Origin of the sequence: Pseudomonas sp. IAC-BECa141 (genome assembly GCF_020544405.1) — a bacterium.
In the GTDB taxonomy this organism is placed as follows: Bacteria; Pseudomonadota; Gammaproteobacteria; order Pseudomonadales; family Pseudomonadaceae; genus Aquipseudomonas.
In genome coordinates this window covers 1,377,821-1,398,976 of record NZ_CP065410.1, presented here as the reverse complement: position 1 = coordinate 1,398,976, position 21,156 = coordinate 1,377,821, and the positions used below count along the sequence as shown (strand labels likewise).

At 61.3% G+C, this 21,156-nt stretch carries 23 protein-coding genes; 11 read left to right on the top strand and 12 right to left on the bottom strand.

The window, feature by feature from the left end; all coding sequences use genetic code 11:
* Positions 1–24 precede the first annotated feature (24 nt).
* Positions 25–1,638 (top strand): NAD(P)/FAD-dependent oxidoreductase, encoded by a 1,614-nt coding sequence (locus tag I5961_RS06290; RefSeq protein WP_227234648.1) that lies wholly within the window; start codon positions 25–27, stop codon positions 1,636–1,638.
* A 65-nt stretch (positions 1,639–1,703) separates the two neighbouring features.
* Here the strand turns inward: I5961_RS06290 and I5961_RS06285 are convergent, their stop codons facing one another.
* Entirely contained in the window at positions 1,704–2,798 is a 1,095-nt protein-coding gene (locus tag I5961_RS06285; RefSeq protein WP_085697429.1) for a PLP-dependent cysteine synthase family protein, read from the bottom strand.
* A 246-nt stretch (positions 2,799–3,044) separates the two neighbouring features.
* Here I5961_RS06285 and nhaA point away from each other — a divergent pair, with 246 nt between their 5' ends.
* From nhaA to I5961_RS06270, 3 genes are all read left to right on the top strand, one after another.
* Positions 3,045–4,232 carry a Na+/H+ antiporter NhaA gene (gene nhaA / locus I5961_RS06280; RefSeq protein ID WP_085697428.1) on the top strand — a complete coding sequence of 396 codons (1,188 nt, stop codon included), beginning with the start codon at positions 3,045–3,047 and terminating at the stop codon, positions 4,230–4,232.
* A gap of 198 nt (positions 4,233–4,430) precedes the next feature.
* Positions 4,431–4,700, top strand: a complete 270-nt coding sequence (locus I5961_RS06275; protein ID WP_085697427.1) for a hypothetical protein — start codon at positions 4,431–4,433, stop codon at positions 4,698–4,700.
* A complete protein-coding gene (locus I5961_RS06270; protein WP_085697426.1) occupies positions 4,697–5,437 on the top strand; it encodes a zeta toxin family protein in 741 nt (246 codons plus the stop codon). The genes I5961_RS06275 and I5961_RS06270 overlap by 4 nt, the downstream gene beginning before the upstream one ends.
* Positions 5,438–5,611: 174 nt before the next feature.
* On the opposite strand, the gene I5961_RS06265 is transcribed toward I5961_RS06270, so the two are convergent.
* A complete protein-coding gene (locus I5961_RS06265) occupies positions 5,612–6,076 on the bottom strand; it encodes a glycine zipper 2TM domain-containing protein (protein ID WP_007969461.1) in 465 nt (154 codons plus the stop codon).
* Positions 6,077–6,242: 166 nt separating this feature from the next.
* Between I5961_RS06265 and I5961_RS06260 the strand changes: the two genes are divergently transcribed.
* Positions 6,243–6,479: a hypothetical protein gene (locus I5961_RS06260; RefSeq protein ID WP_039771369.1), complete on the top strand. Its 237-nt coding sequence runs from the start codon at positions 6,243–6,245 to the stop codon at positions 6,477–6,479.
* Between the two features lie 5 nt (positions 6,480–6,484).
* Here I5961_RS06260 and pdxH read toward each other — a convergent pair whose 3' ends face one another.
* From pdxH to dinG, 5 genes are all read right to left on the bottom strand, one after another.
* Positions 6,485–7,132: a pyridoxamine 5'-phosphate oxidase gene (pdxH, locus tag I5961_RS06255; protein ID WP_085702643.1), complete on the bottom strand. Its 648-nt coding sequence runs from the start codon at positions 7,130–7,132 to the stop codon at positions 6,485–6,487.
* A 24-nt stretch (positions 7,133–7,156) separates the two neighbouring features.
* A complete protein-coding gene (locus tag I5961_RS06250; RefSeq protein WP_227234647.1) occupies positions 7,157–8,260 on the bottom strand; it encodes an OmpA family protein in 1,104 nt (367 codons plus the stop codon).
* 113 nt (positions 8,261–8,373) lie between these two features.
* Positions 8,374–9,519 carry a serine hydrolase domain-containing protein gene (locus I5961_RS06245; RefSeq protein ID WP_085702641.1) on the bottom strand — a complete coding sequence of 382 codons (1,146 nt, stop codon included), beginning with the start codon at positions 9,517–9,519 and terminating at the stop codon, positions 8,374–8,376.
* A 106-nt stretch (positions 9,520–9,625) separates the two neighbouring features.
* Positions 9,626–12,106 carry a beta-galactosidase gene (locus I5961_RS06240; protein ID WP_227234645.1) on the bottom strand — a complete coding sequence of 827 codons (2,481 nt, stop codon included), beginning with the start codon at positions 12,104–12,106 and terminating at the stop codon, positions 9,626–9,628.
* Positions 12,107–12,201: 95 nt separating this feature from the next.
* The gene (gene dinG, locus I5961_RS06235) at positions 12,202–14,346 is read right to left on the bottom strand and encodes an ATP-dependent DNA helicase DinG (protein WP_085702639.1); all 2,145 of its coding nucleotides are present in this window, start codon (positions 14,344–14,346) and stop codon (positions 12,202–12,204) included.
* A 99-nt stretch (positions 14,347–14,445) separates the two neighbouring features.
* Between dinG and I5961_RS06230 the strand changes: the two genes are divergently transcribed.
* Positions 14,446–14,910, top strand: coding sequence for a CopD family protein (locus I5961_RS06230; RefSeq protein ID WP_085702638.1), 465 nt, complete (start codon positions 14,446–14,448; stop codon positions 14,908–14,910).
* 132 nt (positions 14,911–15,042) lie between these two features.
* Here I5961_RS06230 and I5961_RS06225 read toward each other — a convergent pair whose 3' ends face one another.
* The 4 genes from I5961_RS06225 to I5961_RS06210 form a co-directional block, all read right to left on the bottom strand.
* Positions 15,043–15,801: a collagen-like protein gene (locus I5961_RS06225; RefSeq protein ID WP_227234643.1), complete on the bottom strand. Its 759-nt coding sequence runs from the start codon at positions 15,799–15,801 to the stop codon at positions 15,043–15,045.
* Positions 15,794–16,072 carry a DUF1145 domain-containing protein gene (locus tag I5961_RS06220; RefSeq protein ID WP_085697419.1) on the bottom strand — a complete coding sequence of 93 codons (279 nt, stop codon included), beginning with the start codon at positions 16,070–16,072 and terminating at the stop codon, positions 15,794–15,796. Before I5961_RS06220 ends, I5961_RS06225 begins: the two co-directional genes overlap by 8 nt.
* Positions 16,073–16,234: 162 nt before the next feature.
* Positions 16,235–16,957: an OmpA family protein gene (locus I5961_RS06215; RefSeq protein ID WP_085697418.1), complete on the bottom strand. Its 723-nt coding sequence runs from the start codon at positions 16,955–16,957 to the stop codon at positions 16,235–16,237.
* 90 nt (positions 16,958–17,047) lie between these two features.
* Positions 17,048–17,743 carry an OmpA family protein gene (locus I5961_RS06210; RefSeq protein ID WP_011332779.1) on the bottom strand — a complete coding sequence of 232 codons (696 nt, stop codon included), beginning with the start codon at positions 17,741–17,743 and terminating at the stop codon, positions 17,048–17,050.
* 199 nt (positions 17,744–17,942) lie between these two features.
* Here I5961_RS06210 and I5961_RS06205 point away from each other — a divergent pair, with 199 nt between their 5' ends.
* Genes I5961_RS06205 through I5961_RS06190 form a run of 4 tightly spaced genes read left to right on the top strand, consistent with a single transcriptional unit; the run spans position 17,943 to position 19,647 of the window.
* Complete coding sequence (locus I5961_RS06205) at positions 17,943–18,440, top strand: DUF6231 family protein (protein ID WP_085702636.1); 498 nt, start codon at positions 17,943–17,945, stop codon at positions 18,438–18,440.
* Positions 18,441–18,444: 4 nt separating this feature from the next.
* Positions 18,445–18,921 carry a YchJ family protein gene (locus I5961_RS06200; RefSeq protein ID WP_085697416.1) on the top strand — a complete coding sequence of 159 codons (477 nt, stop codon included), beginning with the start codon at positions 18,445–18,447 and terminating at the stop codon, positions 18,919–18,921.
* A gap of 31 nt (positions 18,922–18,952) precedes the next feature.
* Positions 18,953–19,438: an LEA type 2 family protein gene (locus I5961_RS06195; RefSeq protein ID WP_085697415.1), complete on the top strand. Its 486-nt coding sequence runs from the start codon at positions 18,953–18,955 to the stop codon at positions 19,436–19,438.
* A 5-nt stretch (positions 19,439–19,443) separates the two neighbouring features.
* Complete coding sequence (locus I5961_RS06190; protein ID WP_003198420.1) at positions 19,444–19,647, top strand: SEC-C metal-binding domain-containing protein; 204 nt, start codon at positions 19,444–19,446, stop codon at positions 19,645–19,647.
* 159 nt (positions 19,648–19,806) lie between these two features.
* On the opposite strand, the gene I5961_RS06185 is transcribed toward I5961_RS06190, so the two are convergent.
* Entirely contained in the window at positions 19,807–20,313 is a 507-nt protein-coding gene (locus I5961_RS06185; RefSeq protein WP_227235566.1) for a cysteine hydrolase family protein, read from the bottom strand.
* Positions 20,314–20,511: 198 nt separating this feature from the next.
* Between I5961_RS06185 and I5961_RS06180 the strand changes: the two genes are divergently transcribed.
* Positions 20,512–21,156, top strand: a complete 645-nt coding sequence (locus tag I5961_RS06180) for a glutathione binding-like protein (protein WP_227234641.1) — start codon at positions 20,512–20,514, stop codon at positions 21,154–21,156.

The following is a 21,156-nucleotide window of genomic DNA, read 5'->3' as shown; positions in this document are numbered from 1 at the left end:
GCGCCCCGCGAACCGGATCCTGTCATGTTACGAATCACCGAACTCAAGCTGCCGATCGACCATCCCGACGAAGACCTGCGCGCTGCCATCGTGCAACGCCTGGGCATCGCCAACGATGACCTGCTCGATTTCACCTTGTTCAAGCGCAGCTACGATGCGCGCAAAAAGTCCTCCGAACTGTGCTTCATCTACACCATCGACCTCGAAGTGCGCGACGAGGCCAAAGTGCTGGGCAAGTTCGCCGACGACCGTAACGTCAACATGGCGCCGGATGTCAGCTACAAATTCGTCGGCCAGGCGCCAAGCGACCTGAACCAGCGCCCGATCGTGGTCGGTTTCGGTCCGTGCGGGATCTTCGCCGGCCTGTTGCTGGCGCAGATGGGCTTCAAGCCGATCATCCTCGAACGCGGCACCGAAGTGCGCCAGCGCACCAAGGACACCTGGGGCCTGTGGCGTAAAAGCGTGCTCAACCCCGAGTCCAACGTGCAGTTCGGCGAAGGCGGCGCGGGCACGTTCTCCGACGGCAAGCTGTACAGCCAGATCAAGGATCCGAAATTCCTCGGCCGCAAGGTTCTGCATGAATTCGTTAAGGCCGGCGCGCCGGAAGAAATTCTTTACGTCAGTAAGCCGCACATCGGTACGTTCCGTCTGACCGGCATGGTCGAGACCATGCGTGAAGAAATCCGCGCTCTGGGCGGTGAAGTACGCTTCCAGGAGCGTGTCACCGACGTGCTGATCGAGGACGGCCAACTGGTCGGCGTCGAACTGGCCAGCGGCGAGATCCTGCATTCGAAACACGTGATTCTGGCGCTGGGCCACAGTGCCCGCGACACTTTCCGCATGCTCCACAGCCGTGGTGTGTTCATGGAAGCCAAGCCGTTCTCGGTGGGTTTCCGCATCGAGCACCCGCAATCGCTGATCGACCGCGCGCGCCTCGGCAAGTACGCCGGCCACCCCAAGTTGGGAGCCGCCGACTACAAACTGGTGCACCACGCCAAAAACGGCCGTTCGGTCTACAGCTTCTGCATGTGCCCGGGCGGCACGGTGGTGGCGGCGACTTCCGAGCCGAACCGCGTAGTCACCAACGGCATGAGCCAGTACTCGCGTAACGAGCGTAACGCCAACTCCGGCATCGTTGTCGGCATCACCCCGGAAGTCGACTATCCGGGCGGCCCGCTGGCCGGGATCGAGTTGCAGGAACGTCTGGAATCCCACGCTTTCATCCTCGGCGGCAGCGACTACAAGGCGCCGGCGCAATTGGTCGGCGACTTCATCAATGGCATTCCTTCGACCGAGTTGGGCGAAGTCGAGCCGTCATACAAACCGGGCGTCGCTCTGGGCGATCTGGCCCTGGCGCTGCCGGAATTTGCCATCGAAGCCATTCGTGAAGCATTGCCGGCGTTCGAGAAACAGATTCGCGGTTATTCGCTGCACGATGCGGTGCTGACGGGAATCGAGACCCGCACCTCGTCACCGCTGCGCATCACGCGTAACGAGGCGCTGCAGAGCATGAACGTCAAAGGTCTGTTCCCGGCCGGCGAAGGCGCGGGTTATGCGGGCGGGATTCTGTCGGCGGGTGTGGACGGGATTCGGATTGCGGAAGCCGTGGCACGAGACATCCTGGGCCTCGAAGCCTGATAAACAAGCTTTGAAGTGACACAACCCCTGTGGGAGCGAGCTTGCTCCCACAGGGGTATTCGGCGTCAGATATTGGCGCGTAATACGCTGGCCGGCAGCGCCTCACCCCGTTCGGCACTCGCCGCCACGACCGCTATCAATCCCTCCAGCTCATAACCCTGCGCCTTGAGCCACGCCTGATCGTAATAGGTGTCCGCGTAGCGCTCGCCGCCATCGCACAGGATCGCCACGATCGACCCCGACTCCCCCGCCGCTTTCATCTGCTGCGCCGCCATCAACGCACCGATCAGGTTGGTCCCGCTCGACCCGCCCACATGCCGGCCCAGACGCTGCGCCAGGTAATGCATGGCCGCCAGCGACAAGGCATCCGGCACCTTGACCATCGCATCGATCACCTTGGGCAGGAACGACGCCTCCACCCGTGGCCGGCCGATGCCTTCGATCCGCGAACCGTGATCCAGCCGCAAACTCGCGTCGCCGGTCTGGTAGTAGTCGAAGAACACCGAACGCTCGGCGTCGGCGCAGAGCACACGGGTGCAGTGCTGGCGATAACGCACGTAACGGCCGAGGGTCGCGGTGGTGCCGCCAGTGCCGGGGCTGGAAATCAACCAGGTGGGGCACGGGTGTTGCTCGTAGCGCATCTGCTGGAAGATCGACTCGGCGATGTTGTTGTTCGCCCGCCAGTCCGTGGCGCGCTCGGCGTAGGTGAACTGGTCGATGAAATGACCGTCGTGCTCGCGGGCCAGGCGTTCGGACTCGGCGTAGATCTGCGTCGGGTCTTGCACCAGATGACTCTGGCCACCGTAGAACGCAATCTGCGCGATCTTTTCCCTGGACGTGGTCGCCGGCATCACCGCAATGAACGGCAGGCCGAGCATCCGCGCGAAGTACGCTTCGGAAATCGCCGTCGAACCGCTGGACGCCTCGATCACCGGCGCGCCGGGTTTCAGCCAGCCGTTACACAAGGCGTAGAGAAACAGCGAACGGGCCAGCCGATGCTTGAGGCTACCGGTCGGGTGGCTGGATTCATCCTTGAAGTACAACTCGATGCCCGCAAACCCCGGCAGCGGCAAGGGGATCAGGTGAGTGTCGGCGCTGCGCTGGAAGTCCGCTTCGATGATCCGGATGGCTTCGCGGGCCCACTGTCGGTTGTCGCTCATGGCTGTCGTTCTCATTGAATCGGGCAAAAGTGCCTTCACAGGCTCAGCCCCCAAGCTTAGGAAAAAACCTACAGCACTGACAGATACAGCTGAGCTTCAATACCTTTGGCAACTGCTAGGCTCTGCTGCAGGTCTGGCATACGCCTTGTAACCATATATAACAAAAAAGAATATAACTTTTGTTTTAACAACTAACAGTACGGGTTAGGGTGTGCCACCTTTTGAATTTATCGATGGAGAGCGACCTTGCCTCTGCGTAGCACTTTCACGCGTTTCTTTCAGTTGGAAGCTGCCAGCGGTCTGTTACTGATCGCCGCGGCCATCCTGGCTCTAATCATTAACAACTCGCCGCTGTCGTGGTTATACAGCGGCCTGCTCGACACTCCGGTGGTGGCGCAGATCGGCGCGTTGAAGATCGCCAAGCCCCTGCTGCTGTGGATCAACGACGGCCTGATGGCGCTGTTCTTCCTGCTGATCGGCCTGGAAGTGAAGCGCGAAGTGCTCGACGGCCAGTTGTCGAAACCGTCGCAGATCGTCCTGCCCGGCGCGGCGGCCATCGGCGGCATGCTGGTGCCGGCGCTGATCTACTGGTTCCTCAACCGTGACAACCCGGCCGCCCTCGACGGCTGGGCCATTCCGACCGCCACCGATATTGCCTTCGCCCTCGGCGTGCTGGCCTTGCTCGGCAAGCGCGTGCCGGTGTCGCTGAAGCTGTTCCTGATGACATTGGCCATCATCGACGACCTCGGCGCCATCGTGATCATTGCGATCTTCTACTCCGGCGAGCTCTCGACCCTGTCGCTGGGCCTCGCTGCCGCGTGCATCGCGGCGCTGGTGGCGATGAACCGGCTCGGGGTGGTCAAGCTCGGACCGTACATGATCATCGGGTTGATCCTCTGGGTCTGCGTGCTCAAGAGCGGTGTTCACGCGACGCTGGCGGGTGTGACCCTGGCTTTCTGCATTCCGCTGCGCACCAGGAATGCCGAGCCTTCGCCACTGCTGACCCTCGAACACGCGCTGCACCCGTGGGTCGCCTACGGCATCCTGCCGCTGTTCGCCTTCGCCAACGCCGGCCTGTCGCTGACCGGCGTGACCGCCGAAAGCTTCACCCACCACGTTCCGATGGGCATCGCCGTCGGCCTGCTGCTGGGCAAGACCATCGGCGTGTTCGGCCTGACCTGGCTCGCCGTCAAATCCGGCATCGCCGCCCTGCCCCAGAACGCCAATTGGGGTCAGGTGCTGGGCGTGGCGATGCTCTGCGGGATCGGCTTCACCATGAGCCTGTTTGTCGGCTCCCTCGCCTTCGTGCCGGGTGCCAGTGAATACGCCGGGATGGACCGGATGGGCATTCTCACCGGTTCGGTGTTCGCGGCATTGATCGGTTATGCGGTGACGTTGGCGGCGAGCAGAAAAAGATCCACTCAAAGCAGTTAACACGATCAATACGGCGCCTCTCGCTGGAAGGCCCAGGATTCAATGAAAGATTCACACACATGATTGGGCTCCAGCCCCTGCAAACCGTTGGTAAGTGTCCCGTTGGTGCTGCTCGCAGCGCTTAACCTGAGCCTTTCAAGTGTGCTATATCTTCTGTTGACAGCAGCGTTACCCCAGAACGTTTTTTCGGAGTTTTCCATGTCACGCAAAGCAGAAAAGCGCCCAATGACGGACAGTCAGATCGCCGTGCAGGAATCTTATATTCCGGACATTGCCCTGAAAGCGTTCAATAACGCCTACAAAATGGCACTTGCCAATGGGGCTGCGGTGCTTGTCGCCAAAGATGGTCAGTTGTTTGAAGTGACAGAAAAGTCTTCAGTCGCACTGCGTTCGATCGGCACCTATGGAAACCTGAAAAGCGGGACTCGCCTGCACATCAGCAAACTGTCTAAACAGGTCGTTTCTTGAGCACACCGAGGATACGTATATTCGCCGGACCAAATGGATCAGGAAAAAGCACCTTTAATCGGTTGGTTCCTGCGCATCTATTAGGCAATTACATAAACCCGGATGATATAGAGCGTGCAATCAAAGACACTGGATATTTTGATTTCACCACCTATCGCATCGAATCTCACAAAAATGACATTTTCGACTTTTTCCGCAGCCACGCCCTGCTGAAAAAAGCTCCGGAGTCATTGGCAAAATTGGATTCGATTGCGATTGAAGGTGACAGGCTCAGCTTCTCGGATACTCAAATCGACTCATATGTAGCCTCCGCTCTCTCCGACTTCATACGGCGTTCTCTGATCAAAGAGAAAATCAGTTTTACGTTCGAAACTGTAATGTCCTCCTCAGACAAGGTCGATTTGCTCTACGAAGCCCAGAGATCCGGGTATAGGGTTTACGTCTATTACGTTGCAACAGCCGACCCGGAAATCAATGTTGCCAGGGTTGCCTATCGCGTATCGCAGGGTGGTCACAACGTTCCTCCTGAAAAGATACGAAAGCGTTATTGGAGATCTCTGGCGCTTCTATCGGACGCAATCCTCACCTCGAACAGAGCCTATATCTTTGATAACTCCGACGAAGGTAGCGAAGGACTGACACATGTAGCAGAGATTACGGACGGGGAGCTGATTGAAATTAAATCAGACGTACAGCCACCTTGGTTTAAAGAGTTCGTACTCGATAAACTGATCTAGATCACAAGCCTTCGACTTCTCTTAATGTCGGCCCTTATTCACGTCGAAAATCCCCCACGCCTTTAAAGATACGTCCTACCAAATCGCATTCGTCTATCGCGATCCCTGCTGAACACCAAACAAAAACCCCGACCAGTCACCTGATCGGGGTTTTCCTTTACCGCTCGTTTGCGCTTAGTGCGAAACGCGGCTGGTCCCGCCGACAGTCGAAATCCGCACCCGCTCACCGACGCGGAACACTTCATTTTCCTGAACCTGCTGCACGTAGGCGCGCATGCTGCCGTCGTCTTCGCGCACGGTGATTTCGACACCTTGAGTGCGGGTCAGGCCTTCTTCAGTGGCCGAACCGATCAGGCCGCCGGCCACGGCACCGATAACGGCTGCAACGATGCTGCCTTTACCGCCGCCGATAGCGCTGCCGCCGACACCGCCGACCACTGCACCGGCGGCGCCGCCGATCGGGGTCTTGGTGCCTTCGATTTTCACCGGACGCAGGGATTCGATGGTGCCCATGCGAATCGTCTGCACGCGACGCGCTTCGTCACGGGAGTAGGAGTCACCGGTCAGGCTCGACTGGCAGCCGGTCAGCAACATCGCCATCGTGGAAAAGGAAGCAACCAGCAGAACAGACTTACGCATAGCATCAACTCCAAAGGACAGGTATTCATTAAACTCCGCAGCTTGACGCCTGTCACGACGTGGCCCGGATAAAGTTGCTTTCATTCAGGTCCGGTACAGGCACCCGCGAACTCACCCAACAGTAGCGCCAAATTCCATTTCCTGCGCCGTCGACCCAAGGATTTCCATGGATTACTTCATCATTGTCGTCACCACCGCCGCCGGTCTGTACTTCCACTGGTGGCTGTATGTGCGGATCAAACGCTGGATGGATCGCGATCTGGCCTTGTCACTGGCCGGCAAGGATGAAGGCAAACGCGCATTCATGCTCGAACGGCTGGAGCAGGCTCAGGCACAGAAGATCAAGCGCCGGGACCTGCCGAAGTGGCTTGAGGCCGCTGCGGCAGGTTATCCCGCTCGGTAGACTGCTCAGGGTGCCAGACGTTCAAGAATCCACTCGGCGCCCTGCACACGGTAGTTGAGGCGATCGTGCAAACGGCTCGCGCGGCCCTGCCAGAACTCGATGCGTTCGGGGAGCAAGCGGTAACCGCCCCAGTGTTCCGGGCAGTGAGGCTGAGTGTCGGTAAAGCGCTGTTCGGTCGCCTTGAGCAAGTCTTCCAGTTCACCCCGGCCGTTGATCACCCGGCTCTGCGGTGAAGCCCAGGCGCCCAGTCGGCTGCCCAGCGGTCGCACCTGATAATACGCGTCGGACTCTTCAGGCGAGACCTTCACCACCCGTCCTTCGATGCGCACCTGACGCTCCAGGGTCGGCCAGAAGAACGTCATGGCCGCGAACGGATTCGCGGCCAGATGCTGGCCCTTGGCACTCTCGTAGTTGGTGAAGAAGGTGAAGCCCTGCTCGTCCAGCCCCTTGAGCAGCAGAATGCGGCAATGCGGACGGCCGTCCGCATCCACCGTGGCCAGGGTCATCGCGTTGGCTTCCACTGGCGCCTGTTCGGTTTTCACCGCTTCGGCAAACCACTGGTGAAACAACGCAAAGGGCTCGGCCGGGGCTTGCGCCTCGGTCAGGCCGTCCCGGGTGTAATCACGACGCATATCTGCCAGAGACTGGGTCACGGCGCATTCCTTTTCGTTAGCGGATCACTTTTTGGTGGTATCGGTCGCAGCGACTTTCTTGTCAGTTGCGGCAGCTTTGGCGGGCGCGGTCTTTTTCGCCGGAGCCTTGGCCGGGGCCTTCTTCGCTGGAGCCTTGGCAGCAGCTTTCTTGGCCGGGGCCTTTTTGGTGGCCGGTACGGCGGCCTTCTTCGCAGCCGGCGCCGGGGTCACCGGTTTGGCGGCAGGCTTGACGTCCTGAGCGGCGACCATGGTCACTGGCTTCGGTGCTGGCATGTTGTACTTGCTCAGCAGCGCAACCATGGTGTTCTGCGGGGTCACCAGCAGTTCGACACGACGGTTGAGGGCACGGCCTTCAACGCTGTCGTTGGCGGCGCGCGGTGCTTCGGAACCCATGCCGCGCAGCATCAGGCGATCACGCTGCAGACCGCTGAGACGGAAGATCGCCGCCACCGCCTGGGCACGTTCCTGGCTCAGCTTGATGTTGGCCGGAGCGGCACCGGTGGTGTCACTGTGACCGAGCACCAGTACGGCGGTTTTCGGGTCGGCTTCAAGGATTTTCGCCACGCGGGTGAACGGGCCGAGGGTTACCGGCAACAGCATCGCCGGGCGATCCGGGTTGAACGAGCCTTCCACCGGCGCGGTTACGACCAGTACGTTTTCACGACGCTCGAGTTGCAGGTTGCTGTCCTTGATCGCGGTGCGCAGGCGCGGCTCGTAATCATCCAGCCAGGCCTGAGTCACTTTCGGATCGGGCATCGGCACGACTTTGGCCGTGTCCTGCTCCTTGCCGCCAAACGGCCACCACCATTTGCCGCCCTTGTCGGCCTCAGCCTTGGCGACTTCGACCGGTTTTGCCTCGGGCTTGGCTTCAGCTTTCACTTCAGCCTTGTCCGCCGAGTCGTCCGAGCCAAACGGCCAGTACCAGGGGTTGCTGCTCTCGGCCTTGGCCACCGGCGCGGCAGCAGCCGGTTTCAACGGTGCAGGTGCCGGAGCCGGCTCCTTGGCGGCGACTTTGTCGGAAGAACCGAACGGCCACCAACTGCCGCCATCGGCGTCGTTCTTTGGAGTCTGTGCACAACCGGTGATTGCGAAACACAGGGCCAGGGCGAGAGTTTGTTTGGACGACATTGGAAACCCACAAAAAGAATTAGTGAACAATCAGAGGACTTTCGCCCGGATAAACAGACGCTTTGAAACGAAAATCGCCATGAGGTTCCGGCCCTGGAACCTCGGGCGACGCTTTACAGACAAGTGGCAAGTACCCGCGCCAGCTTCTGCGCGCGCGGATCCATCAAGACGTACGGCCCCAGTGTATTTGTCACAAATCCAAAGGCCACATCGTGCTCCGGATCAGCAAAACCGATGGAACCGCCGGCACCCGGATGCCCGAATGCACGCGGGCCGAGGCCGTAAGTGGCATTCGGCACGTCGGGTTGATCGAGCATGCAGCCGAGACCGAAACGGGTGCGGGTCAGCAAGGTCTTGTCCTCGCCGAGGCTGTGTTCGCGGGTCAATTCGTCGAGCATTTCGCTTTCCAGCAGGCTGCCGTCGAGCAGACCGGCGTAGAACCCTGCCAGACTGCGGGCATTGCCGTGGCCGTTGGCCGCTGGTTGCTGCATGCGCCGCCATTCCGGCTTGTTGGTGCTGGTGAGCACCGAAGGCGGATTGGTGAAGGCTCGTGTGGTCATGGCCGTCGGCTCGCGCATGGTCACTTGCAGCAGGCGCTGGGCGGCCGCATCACCGGTGTTGCCCTTGCCCCGGGCGATGTGCGCCACGCGATGGAATTCTTCGTCGGCCAGACCGACATGGAAATCCAGCCCCAGCGGTTTGGCGACCCGCGCCACAATCGATTCCCCCGGCCCGCGACCGTCGGCGCGCCGCAGCAATTCGCCGATCAGCCAGCCGTAAGTGATCGCGGCATAGCCATGACCGGTGCCCGGCGTCCACCACGGTGCTTCGGCCGCGAGGGCGTTGACCATGGTTTGCCAGTCGTACAGCGCTTCAGGTGCCAGCAATTCGCGCAGGGCCGGCAGACCGGCCTGATGGCAAAGCAGTTGGCGCAGGGTGACGGATTGCTTGCCGGCGGCAGCGAATTCCGGCCAGTAACGGGCGACTGGCGCATCGAGCTGCAACTTGCCTTCGGCAACCAGTTGCAGCGCGGTGACGGCGGTGAAGGTCTTGGTGCAGGAGAACAGGTTGGCGATGGTGTCGCTGTGCCATGCCTCGGCGCCGTCCTTGTCGGCGGTACCGGACCAGAGGTCAAGGACGGTTTCCCCGCCGACCCGGATGCACAACGCGGCGCCGCGTTCCTGGGGATCGTCGAACAGTGCGGCGAAGGCTTCGCGCACCGCTTCGAATTGAAGCTCGTAATGTCCCTGAATCTGCACCCGCAACTCCCCCGCGAAAACGCTCTACAAAGTGGCCCGCATTGTTCCAGCCCGTGAGGGTTTTGGGAACTGCTGCGGGCCGGGCGGTCTTCAGGTTTCGTAACGATCAGTGACCGTTGCCGGAATGCCCGCCGCTGTGGCCAGCGCCCTGCCCCGGGCCTTTGCCGGCGTCAGCCTTGCGGCCGCCTTCGGCTTCGTGGCCAGCCTTGTCCGATGCGGCAGCCGCTTTTTGCGCCTCTTTGTTCAACTGATCGACGGTCGCCAGGTTGCTCTTGCGCACGGCTTCGACAAAACCCTGGAACGGCAGATCAGTGACGCCAACCAGACCAAAGTGACCGTTCTCGCCATCGAGCAGGCGGCCGGTCACCGGTTGATCCAGATACTGGAACCAGTGCACGCCGACAATCGACGGCTCGCTCAGCGCCTGCTTGAGGAAGCTGGCGTAGGCCGGACCGCGATCTTCTTCCTTGCTCAATGGGGTCACGCCGCCCCAGAACGGGCCACGGTCGGTGGAGCCGAAGTTGAACTCGGTGATCAGCACCGGTTTGTCGAGGCTGCGCAGCGCGGCGAAGTCATAGCCGTCCTGCGGTTGCAGGGTGTACATGTTGAAACTCAGCACGTCGCAATACTGGGCGCAGGAGGCCACGGCTTCCGGGGTGCTGGTGGCGAAACGGCCGCCGAGCAGCAACTGGTTCGGCGCATGCCATTTCAGCGAGTCGGAAATGGTCTTGAAGTAGGTGTCGGCAAAAACCTTCTGGAAGTATTTGAAGTCGGCCTCGATTTCCGGATGCTCCGGATTCGGCAGTGGCGCCTCGAAACCCGGGTCTTCCATCAATTCCCATGCCGGCAGATCAATCCCCCAGGCCTTCGACAGCCCCGCCTGGTTGCGGTACTTGTCGCGCAACTGCTTGAGGAACGCACGTTTGGCCGGCACGTCTGTAGTCATTTTCAAGGTGCCGTAAGCCAGCGCGTAGCGAGATTTCGGATCATCTCCGGGGCCGGCCCAGGCCAGTTCGTTGTCGGCGAAGTAGCCGATCAGCCACGGATCATCGCGATGATCGCGGGCGGCAATCGCCACGGCGCGCTCGGTGGCCATGGCGAAACGTGGATCAAACGGGTCAGGCATGCCGCCCCACCAGTCGGTGCCGGTGCTGATGCTGGTGTAGTCGCCGACGATTGACAGCGGCAAGGTGTACGGCATGCGCTCGGCGTCACCAAGGACGGGGGCGCTCCAGTTACCGATGGTGTTGAAGCCCCAGGCTTGCAGGCGATCAAGGGTGTGGCTGGCCCACTTTTGCTCGTCGACCGTGTTTTTGCACGGTGTCGCTACGCTTTGCCCGGTGGTGGCAGCCGACTCGGCAATCCCGGCTTTCGGCTGTTCGGAGGCGGCTACCGGTGCACTGGCGTTGGTTGCCACCTCTTCCGCGGCGCCAGCCTTGGCGGCTTCGGCCACTCCGGCCTTGTTGCCGCTGTCCGGGATGCACGGCTCGCCATACAGGCGCTGAAGGTTGGCGCCGTAGAAGTCGTACCAGCGCCCGAAATTGTAACCACGGCCCTGATCGACACCGTTACCGCCACGGTTGTCACCTTCGCCAAAGTGGCTGGCCAGCGGCTCTTCAGGTTTGGGCAGGGATTCGAACATGTATTCGCGACCGGCCACGTAGGTCTGGTTGACCTCGGGGCTGACAGTGTTTACGCCCAGGGAATAGAACGGATGGCCCTCGGGCGTCACCAGATACCAGCGACCGTCACGCTTTTCGGTGCGGAAGAAACCGCTGGCCTTGAACGCCGGGCCTTTATTCCAGCCACCGAACTTGTCCAGCGACGACTTTTCGCGCTCGGCCAGCCAGGTTTTCAGTTGTTGCTGTTCTTTGGCGGCGGCGGATTTCAGTTGTTCGTCGTTGGCGACTTTTTCCGGCCACTTACCGCGAGTCGATTGGCCATAGGCATCCACCAGATTGCCGTAGGCGGATTTGATCACCTCACCTTCGTCCTGCACGCCAAAACGCTCAAGCAACAGACTTTGCGCGGCTTTCGGCTGGTCCATCGACAGGCTGACCGATACCACCTGGCTGCGATCCAGCTCACCGCTGCTGCTCGCCAGCAGGATGCGCTGCCCGTCAATCGTCATCGGCATCGCTGGCCCGGCCTTCATGCCCTGGCTCAGTGGCGAGGTCGCGGTCAATGGCACCAGCAAGGTCTGCGCCGGGCCGGCCGGCAGATCAACGCGGCTGACCAGGGTCTTGCCGTCGTTACTCTGGATTTGTACGTAGACGGTCACCGCCCAGTTCATCGCACTCTGGATGCGCAGGCTCATCATGCCGGACTGCGACCAGTCCCAGGCACCGGTCTGCGGGGACAGACGCAAGGTCGGGCGGGCCGTCGGATTGAACGTCACCCGGCGCAGCACTTCACCTTCCGGGGTCTGCTCGGCGTTGGCTTGCGGCAGGTCGGCGTTTTCGGTCGCCACTTTCACCACATCGGCGGGGCGGACAAAGTTGAACAGGGTCTGCTGGCCGGCAGGTGCCGCCAGCAAGGGGCCAGCGAAAACCAGGGCAAAAATGGCAGGCAACGAACGACGAATCATGAGAACGGAATTCTCCCTAACGACCCACAAGGGCCAATGGAAAAGCAATGACAGAGAGATAGACAGCGCGGCGGGCAAAACTGCCCACCGATGTCTCAGGATATTTCACGACGGAAAGGAGGCAACGCATTGAGGATCGCCTTGCCGTAGCGCTGGGTGACCAGTCGCCGATCCAGCAAAGTGATGGTGCCGCGGTCTTCTTCGGTGCGCAGCAGACGACCGCAGGCCTGAACCAGCTTCAGCGAGGCGTCGGGCACCGAGATTTCCATGAACGGATTGCCGCCCCGGGCTTCGATCCATTCAGACAACGCGGCTTCGACCGGATCGTCCGGCACCGAAAACGGGATCTTGGCAATCACTACGTGCTCGCAATAGGCCCCTGGCAAGTCCACACCCTCGGCGAAACTGGCAAGACCGAACAGCACGCTGGAATCGCCGCCATCGACCCGCGCCTTGTGCTTGTTCAGGGTTTCCTGCTTCGACAGGTTGCCCTGAATGAACACTTGCTTGCGCCAGTCGCGGTCAAGGCCGTCGAACACGTCCTGCATTTGTTTGCGCGACGAGAACAACACCAGACTGCCGCGAGAGCCTTCCACCAGTTCCGGCAGATCGCGGATGATCGCGGCGGTGTGGGCGGCGGCATCGCGCGGGTCGGCCTTGAGGTCCGGCACCCGCAACACTCCGGCGTCGGCATGATGGAACGGGCTCGGCACCACGGCGGTGACGGCTTTTTTCGGCAGGCCGGCGCGCATGCGGAAGCGATCGAACGTGCCGAGCGCGGTCAAGGTCGCGGAAGTCACCAGGCAGCCGTAGGCCACGTTCCACAGACTGCGGCGCAGGGTTTCGGCGGCGAGGATCGGGCTGGCGTTGACCTCGATATCGAACAGCGAACCGCTTTCGGCCAGGGTCAGCCAGCGGGCCATCGGCGGGTTGTCTTCCGGGTCTTCGGCGGTGAATGCGGTCCACAGTTCCCAGTTGCCGGAGGCACGGGACAACAGGCTGCCGAACAGTGGATACCATTCTTCGGCCTGATTGCTGGCGATGCCGATGTTGACCTCGCCGTCCATGCCTTCCTTGAGCAGATCCGTCAGGCGGGTGAACAGATCGTTGAGGCGGGCGAAGCCTTTTTTCAGCTCGATGCCCAGCTCGCGCATGTGTTCGGGAATCACCCCGCCGATGAAGCGATGACGCGGGCGTTCGCGGCCCTCGACGTCTTCGCCGGGCTTGAAATCGGCAATCTGTTCGCAGGCGGTGAACATGAACTGCTGCTGGGTCTTGATCTCCCGCGCCAGCTCCGGCACCTGCTCGATCAGCTTGCCGAGGTCACCCGGCAGCGGGTGCTGGGCCAGCAGTTTGGTGAGGTTCTTGGCGGTGGTTTCCAGCCAGTCGGCGGTGGAACGCAGGCGCGTGTAATGGGCGAAGTGGCCGATGGCCTTGTCCGGCAGGTGATGGCCTTCGTCGAACACATAAATGGTGTCGCGCGGATCGGGCAATACCGCCCCGCCGCCCAGCGCCAGGTCGGCCAGCACCATGTCGTGGTTGGTGACGATCACGTCGACTTTGCCCATGCCTTCGCGGGCCTTGTAGAAGGCGCACTGGCCGAAGTTCGGGCAATGCCGGTTGGTGCACTGGCTGTGATCGGTGGTCAGGCGCGCCCAATCGGCGTCTTCCAGCGCGTTGGGCCAGCTGTCGCGGTCGCCGTCCCATTTATTGCCGGCGAGCTTCTCGATCATGCTGGTGAACAGCTTCTGGCTGGCCTCATCGACCTCGATCTTGAAGCCTTCTTCTTCGAACAACTGGGCGGTGGCGGTCTGGGCATGGCCTTCCTGCAACAGCATGTCGAGCTTGGACAGGCACATGTAGCGGCCACGGCCCTTGGCCAGGGCGAAGCTGAAGTTCAGCCCGCTGTTGCGCATCAGGTCGGGCAAGTCCTTGTAGACGATCTGCTCTTGCAGGGCGACGGTGGCGGTGGCGATCACCAGGCGTTTGCCGGCCAGTTTCGCCGTCGGGATCGCCGCCAGGCTGTAGGCCACGGTCTTGCCGGTACCGGTGCCGGCTTCCACCGCGACAATCGCGGGGTCCCCACTGCGCCGGCCTTCGTCATCGGTGTCGATATCCCCGAGGACCTTGGCGACTTCAGCGATCATCAGGCGCTGGCCGTAACGCGGCTTGAGGCTCTTGGCCTCTAGAAAACGCGAGTAGGCGCCCTGGATCGTGGTTTTGAGTTCAGTGCTGATCATTGAGTGTCGGGCGCAAAAAACGCTGGATAAATTTTCAGTGGTTCGAATGGGGGGCTATCATACCCCGCGAATCGATCCCGCGCAGAACGGAGTACCCCAATGACACCTTTTAGCCTCGTTTACCCCATCCATGTACTGGCCGCGCTGGTGTGGGTCGGCGGTATGTTTTTCGCCTGGATGGTGCTGCGTCCTGCGGCGATGAAGGCGCTGGACGGTCCCGGGCGCCTGACGCTCTGGGTGGAAGTGTTTCAAGGTTTTTTTCGTTGGGTGTGGGGGGCGGTGATTTTGCTGCCCGTGACCGGGGTAGGCATGTTGCATCTGCAACACATCGCCTTCGATAGCGCGCCGCGTTACGTGCAAGTGATGATGGGGTTGTATGTGGTGATGACTGCGCTGTTCATCCGCATTCAGGCATTGATGCTGCCGGAACTGCGCACGGCGGTGCAGGCGAAGGACTGGCCGGCCGGTGCGGCAGTGCTGGGGCGGATTCGCAAGGTGGTGGGGTTCAATCTGCTGGTCGGGATGGTGCTGGTGGCGATTGCCGCAGCGCGACCGTCGTTCTGAAGTGATGCTGGTCGTTCCCACGTCGAGGCGTCGAACCGTCTGCGTGGGAATGCAGCCCGTGACGCTCCGCGTCACTGGACGCGGAGCGTCCCTTGAGGCATTCCCACGCAGAGCGTGGGAACGATCAATCGGTCAGAGGCGCTGTACGGTGACAGCCCCCGCCGCACCCGCAGGCCCCGGCTGTCCGTCGGCCCCCGGTTTGCCGCTCTTGCCACCATCGGCACGATAGACCAGACAGCCCTTGGACTTGCCACCCGCACCCGGCTTGCCCCCAGGACCGGCCGGACCACCGGCACCGCCGGCGACTTCGACCTTGATCAGCTCGGCCGGAAATTCCCGCGGCACTTCAAGACGCACCAGTGCGCCCGGTGCCCCTGGCTGACCGTCGCTACCGTTGCTGCCATCAAAACCGCGCCCTGCCTGCCCCCAGGTGCAACCCGGCTCCTGACCGTTGGCGCCATCGAGCCCGACAAAACCCGGCGCACCGGTACCGCCACGGGCATCGACCACCAGTTTCGGCGCATTCAACGCCTTGAATTGCAGATTCAGATTGCGCCCGGCGCGGGCGGCTTTTTCGTACGTCCCCGGCGCGCCACGGGCGGTGATCTGGCTGCCTTCGGCGAGTTCGGCGCGGATGACTTTCATATCCAGCGCCTGTTCGCTCGGCACGATGGCAATGCGCGCTTCGTGGCCCAGCTGCAATTCGCCGACATTCAGTTCGGTCACGTTCGAAGGAATCAGCAAGGTGCCGTAATCGGCGACCACCAGTTTTTCCAGCTGCAAGGTGCTGGCGGTGTTCGGCAGACGCATGAGGGAGTTGGTTTCGACGCTGACCACCTGGGCGCAGGCCAGGGGACTGATGAATGCAGCGAGCAGGCAGAGTTTACGCATGGGAAGCCTCCGGAGCGGCCGGGGCCGGGATGGTTTGCAGGTGGAATACGCCGAACAACAGGATGCGGCCACGATCACGCCAGGGGTGCGGACGACCCTTGAGGCTGCGATTGCACAGCAGCACTTCGAGTAGGTGGATCGCCAGCAGCAGACCGGCGGCCAGATTGACCATCAGGTGCAGCGGATGAACAAACGGCACCAGCTGATTGGCCAGCACCACGCAGCAGAACAGCAGGGTCAACAATCGCCCCAGCCCACAGAACACCTTCATACGCTCCCCCGTGTTGCGAATTATTCTTTGGGCGCACAGTAACGGCTTCTGCAGGGGATAAGCCAGAGGGGAAAATGAAAAAAACCGGTCCGCCGCCGGATGGCTGCCGGTTCGACGAGATTCATCGACCGACAGCTCTAGCCTGCAGACTACAGACGTTATCTAACGATTGATGTGCAGTTCCACCCGACGGTTCTGCGCACGCCCCTCATCAGTATTGTTATCGGCGACCGGTTCGCTTTCGCCGCGCCCTTCACTGGTGAGTTTGTTCGGCGCCAGGCCCTGGCTCAGCAAATATTCCGCCACGCTGCTGGCTCGACGTTCCGAAAGCGCCTGGTTATAGGCATCCGAACCTTTGCTGTCGGTGTGGCCGATGACTTTGATGCTCACCACATCGGCATTGCGCAGTTTGTCCATCAACGTGTCCAGCTGGCTTTTGGCAGCGGGTTTCAAATCGGACTTGTCGAAATCGAACAACACGTTGCCGGCGTCGTTGAGGGTGATGACTTCGGTTTGCGGGGCCGGTTCGGCCGGTTTCTCGGTGACCGGGTATTGCGGCAACGGACAGCCACGATGATCGACCGGAGTGTTGGCCGGGGTGTCGGGGCAACGGTCGCGGCGATCGAATACGCCGTCGTCGTCTTCATCGCCATCCTGGGCGTAACAGATCAATCCGCCAGTGAGGATCCCCAGCGCAGCGCCACCGCCGGCCCAGCCGCTATTTTCGAGCGCGCCGAGACCGCCGCCGACCAGTCCGCCAATAAGGCTGCAGATCGGCCAGGTACGTTGATTGAGGGGAGCGGTGCCATCGCTGTGGGTGGCGCAACCGGTCAACAGGCTGCCCAGCAGCAGAACCGGCAAGACGGACCTTGTAAGAACACTCATCGTTAAAGCTCCTGTGTCACCGGCCCATACCGGTTACACAGGAGTAAAGACCCGCATCCGCGACTGCACAAGCCGCGGATGCGAGGGGGGCTAGCGGTTGATTTTGATTTCGGTACGACGGTTCAGCGCGCGACCGTCGGCAGTTTTGTTGTCTGCCACCGGCTGGCTTTCACCGGCACCGGTCACCGACACGAAGCTGCTTTGCGGTACGCCGCTTTCGACCAGGTACTTGACCACCGAGTGCGCACGGCGGTCCGACAGTTTCTGGTTGTAGGCATCGCTGCCGACGCTGTCGGTGTGGCCGGTCACGGTCAGTTGCGCCGTGCTGGATTCCTGTTTCAGGCGCGAAGCGACTTTATCCAGGACCAGTTTGTCGGCCGGAGTCAGCGTGGCCTTGTCGAACTGGAAGTGAACATCGCGGATGACAATGGTTTCTTCCTTGACCACTACAGCTTCTTCGACCACTGGCGCAGGGGCTGGTGGAGGGCAGCCGTCAGCATCGACCTGTACGCCTTTAGGCGTGCCCGGGCACTTGTCGCGACTGTCCGGCACACCATCGCCGTCTTCATCGCCATCACCGTGAACCCAGCAATAGGCTGCTGCCGTACCGCCGACGAGTAACGCGCCATACCCCGCCCATGCGGAGCTTTCGGTCGCACCGAGGCCCGCACCGACGACACCGCCGACTGCCGCACAGGTCGGCCAGTCGGTTTTCTGCAAACCTGCACAACCAGTCAACACACTGGTTAGCAGAACCAAGGGTAATGCTGTCCGAACTATGCTCATCTAGTTTTCTCCTGAGGGATCGGCTTAGAACCGATTCAGGGAGTAAAGACCGGAGTTTTAATCTCCGCCAGCAATAGGCCATTGCCGTTTGTGCGCCTGTTCACGGGACTTCGGCGAATTTGCCGCAAACCCGCAGGACAGAGATCTAGGCCTTGGCGTCCGGGCAGGCTAGTCTTGGCGCTCTGATTGAGGAGCTTCGATGAACGTTGCCATTTCTTCCCGCACCCCGCAGCAGGCGTTAGCCGCCCTGCTCGACCGCTACGCCCCGGCACGCCTGCTGCTGATCGGCGCCAGCGAATTCCCGGCGCTGGCTGCCTTTAAGCAGGCGCACCCGCAGACCTGCGTCGCGCACGCCGCGCCCGGTGCGCTGCCGGCCGAACTGGCGGCCCAACGTTTCGACCTGGCGCTGGTGGTCGATTGCCTGGAACATTTGCCCAAGCGCGACGGCCTCAATCTTTTGGGCGGGATCCGCAACCTCAACGCCAGCCGCATCGCGGTGCTGGCGGATCTGCCGGCCAGCGGCTGGCAGGAAACCGATTTTTATTCCCTGGCCCTGCAGGCCAGCGAACGCTTCGCCCGGGACGAACAGGTGCTGACCCTCTTCACCTACGATCTGCTTGACTACAAACAAGTCCCCGACTGGCTCAATTCGCGGTTCTGGGCCAATCCGGAAAACTTCGGGAAATACTGGTGGTAATTCAATGAGTACAGCCATTTGCCCTTGCGGCAGCGGCAACCTGCTGGATGCCTGCTGCGGTCCTTATCACGCCGGCCACCCGGCCCCGTGCGCCGAAGCCCTGATGCGTTCGCGCTACAGCGCCTACGTGCTGGGTCTGGTCGATTATCTGGTGGCCACCACCCTGCCCGCCCAGCAAGCGGGGCTGGATCGCCAGTCGATCAGCAACTGGAGCGCCCAGAGCACCTGGCTCGGTCTGGACGTGGAAAGCTCGGAAGTGTTCGGCGGCCAGCCGGAACACGCGTTCGTCACGTTCACTGCGCGCTGGCATGACGGTCAGGGCGAGCACAGCCACCGCGAACGCTCGTCGTTCGTGCAGAACAGCGGGCGCTGGTATTTCATCGACCCGACCGTGCAACTGAAGCTGGGCCGCAACGACGCCTGCCCGTGCGCCAGCGGCCAGAAGTTCAAGAAATGCTGTGCGGGGTATTTCGGCAGCTGAGGCTAGACTGGGCCGCAAAGGGAGTTAAACCATGCTCGGTCATTGGCGCACATTTCAGGTCCTTTCACTGCTCGTGTTTCTGGGGCTCGGCGGCTGCGCGTCCTGGTTCAGCGACGACTCCCGCGATCCCGCCGTGCACCTGGTGAAAGTCGAAGTAGTACGCGCCAGGTTGCTGGAACAGAAATTCATCCTGCACTTTCGCATCGACAACCCCAACGACAGCGACCTGACCGTGCGCGGCCTGGAATACCGCATACACCTGGCCGACATGCTGCTGGCCGAAGGCGAGCACGAACACTGGATCACGGTGAACCCCAAAAGCAGCGCGTTCTACAACGTGCCGATCCGTACCAACCTGTGGCCGAAGGTCAAAGAGGTGGTGAAAATGCTGAAAAACCCGAACCAGCAGATTCCCTATCGGCTGGAAGGCGAGATGGAAACCGGTTTATTCATCGCTCACTACGTGCACCTGGCGCGCAATGGCGTGATAATCCCCGCCGATTTGATTACGGAGTGACCCCGATGACCCAGCAACCTCATGTCCATGGCCCTGACTGCAACCACGATCATGACCACCACCATGATCACGACCATGGCCATGTCCACGGCCCGAACTGCGGCCACGCCCACCAGGAACCGGTGCGCAATGCCCTGAAAGACGTTGGCCGCAACGACCCTTGCCCATGCGGCAACGGCAAGAAGTTCAAGAAGTGCCACGGCGCTTGATGTTTCGGGCGAAGACCGACTTCGCCTGATACACCGCTTTCGCGAGCAAGCTCGCTCCCACAGGGATCGCGTTCCGTCAGGAGCAACTCGGTCGAATGTGGGAGCTGCGGTGCGACGATTCGACTTGCCGGCGATGGCGGCGGCACATTCAGCAAAGCCCTATCGGGCCGCAAGAATCTCCGCACTGCCAACCACCGTCGCATACTCCCCGTGCAGATTCCCCAGCGACATGGCATGCACCTCTTGCGCCGAACGCAGCGTGCCGAAATAGTCAGCCTTGTCGAAGGTAAAGCACGCATCCTCCGCCACCCACGCCTCGAACCCCAGATTGCCCGCCGTGCGTGCCGTGGACTCCACCGAGTTGTTCGTCGCCACGCCGACAATGATCAACTGCCCGATCCCCGCCTCACGCAGCTTCGCCTCGAGCCCCGTCGCACAAAACGCATCCGGTACCTGTTTCCGGATCAGCCATTCGCCGTCCTGCGGCAAGAACCGGTCCTGAAATTCCACCCCTGACTGCTCTGGCCAGAACACTGATTGCGGCGAGCGCGACAGGTGCTGCACATGAATCACCGGCCGCCCGCTGCGCCGCCAGAAGCCCAGCAAATCGAGGATCCGCTCTTCGGCCGACGGATTGTTCCGCCGCCCCAGACGCGGTTCCAGAATGCCTTTTTGCTAGTCGATGATGATAAGTGCAGCGTTGGCCTTGAGCTCCATGGCGATTTTTCTCACGCAGGGTCATTGAATTTCCCGTACTTGAGCATCACCTCCTGTGAGTAAGCAAGCTATCGAACGCACACAGGACAACCTGAAGCCGGCGTTTGCTGTCCGCACGTAAGTCATTTTCCTGATTTGGAGTTTTCCATGATCGACCTGTATTACTGGACCACGCCCAACGGCCACAAGATTTCCCTGTTCCTCGAAGAGGCCGGCCTGCGCTACGACGTGCACCCGATCAACATCAGCCAGGGCGAGCAGTTCCAGCCGCACTTTCTGAAAATCTCGCCGAACAACCGCATCCCGGCCATCGTCGATCATGAGCCGGCCGATGGCGGCGAACCGTTGTCGCTGTTCGAGTCCGGGGCGATCCTGCTGTACCTCGCGGAAAAGACCGGCAAGTTCCTGCCCAAGGATCTGCGTGGCCGCCAGGTGGCGCTGCAATGGCTGTTCTGGCAAATGGGCGGCTTGGGGCCGATGGCCGGGCAGAACCATCATTTCAGCCAGTTCGCCCCGGAAAAAATCCCCTACGCGATCAAGCGCTACATCGACGAAACCGCGCGCCTGTACGGGGTTCTGGACAAGCAACTGGCGAACAATGAGTTCGTCGCCGGCAGCGAATACAGCATCGCCGACATGGCGATCTACCCGTGGATCGTTTCGCACAAGTGGCAGAGCCAGAACCTGGAAGACTTCCCGAACGTGCAGCGCTGGTTCAACCACATCAAGGATCGCCCGGCGACCGTGAAGGCGTATGCGCTGGTGCAGAAGATCAATCCGCCAAAGTCCTGA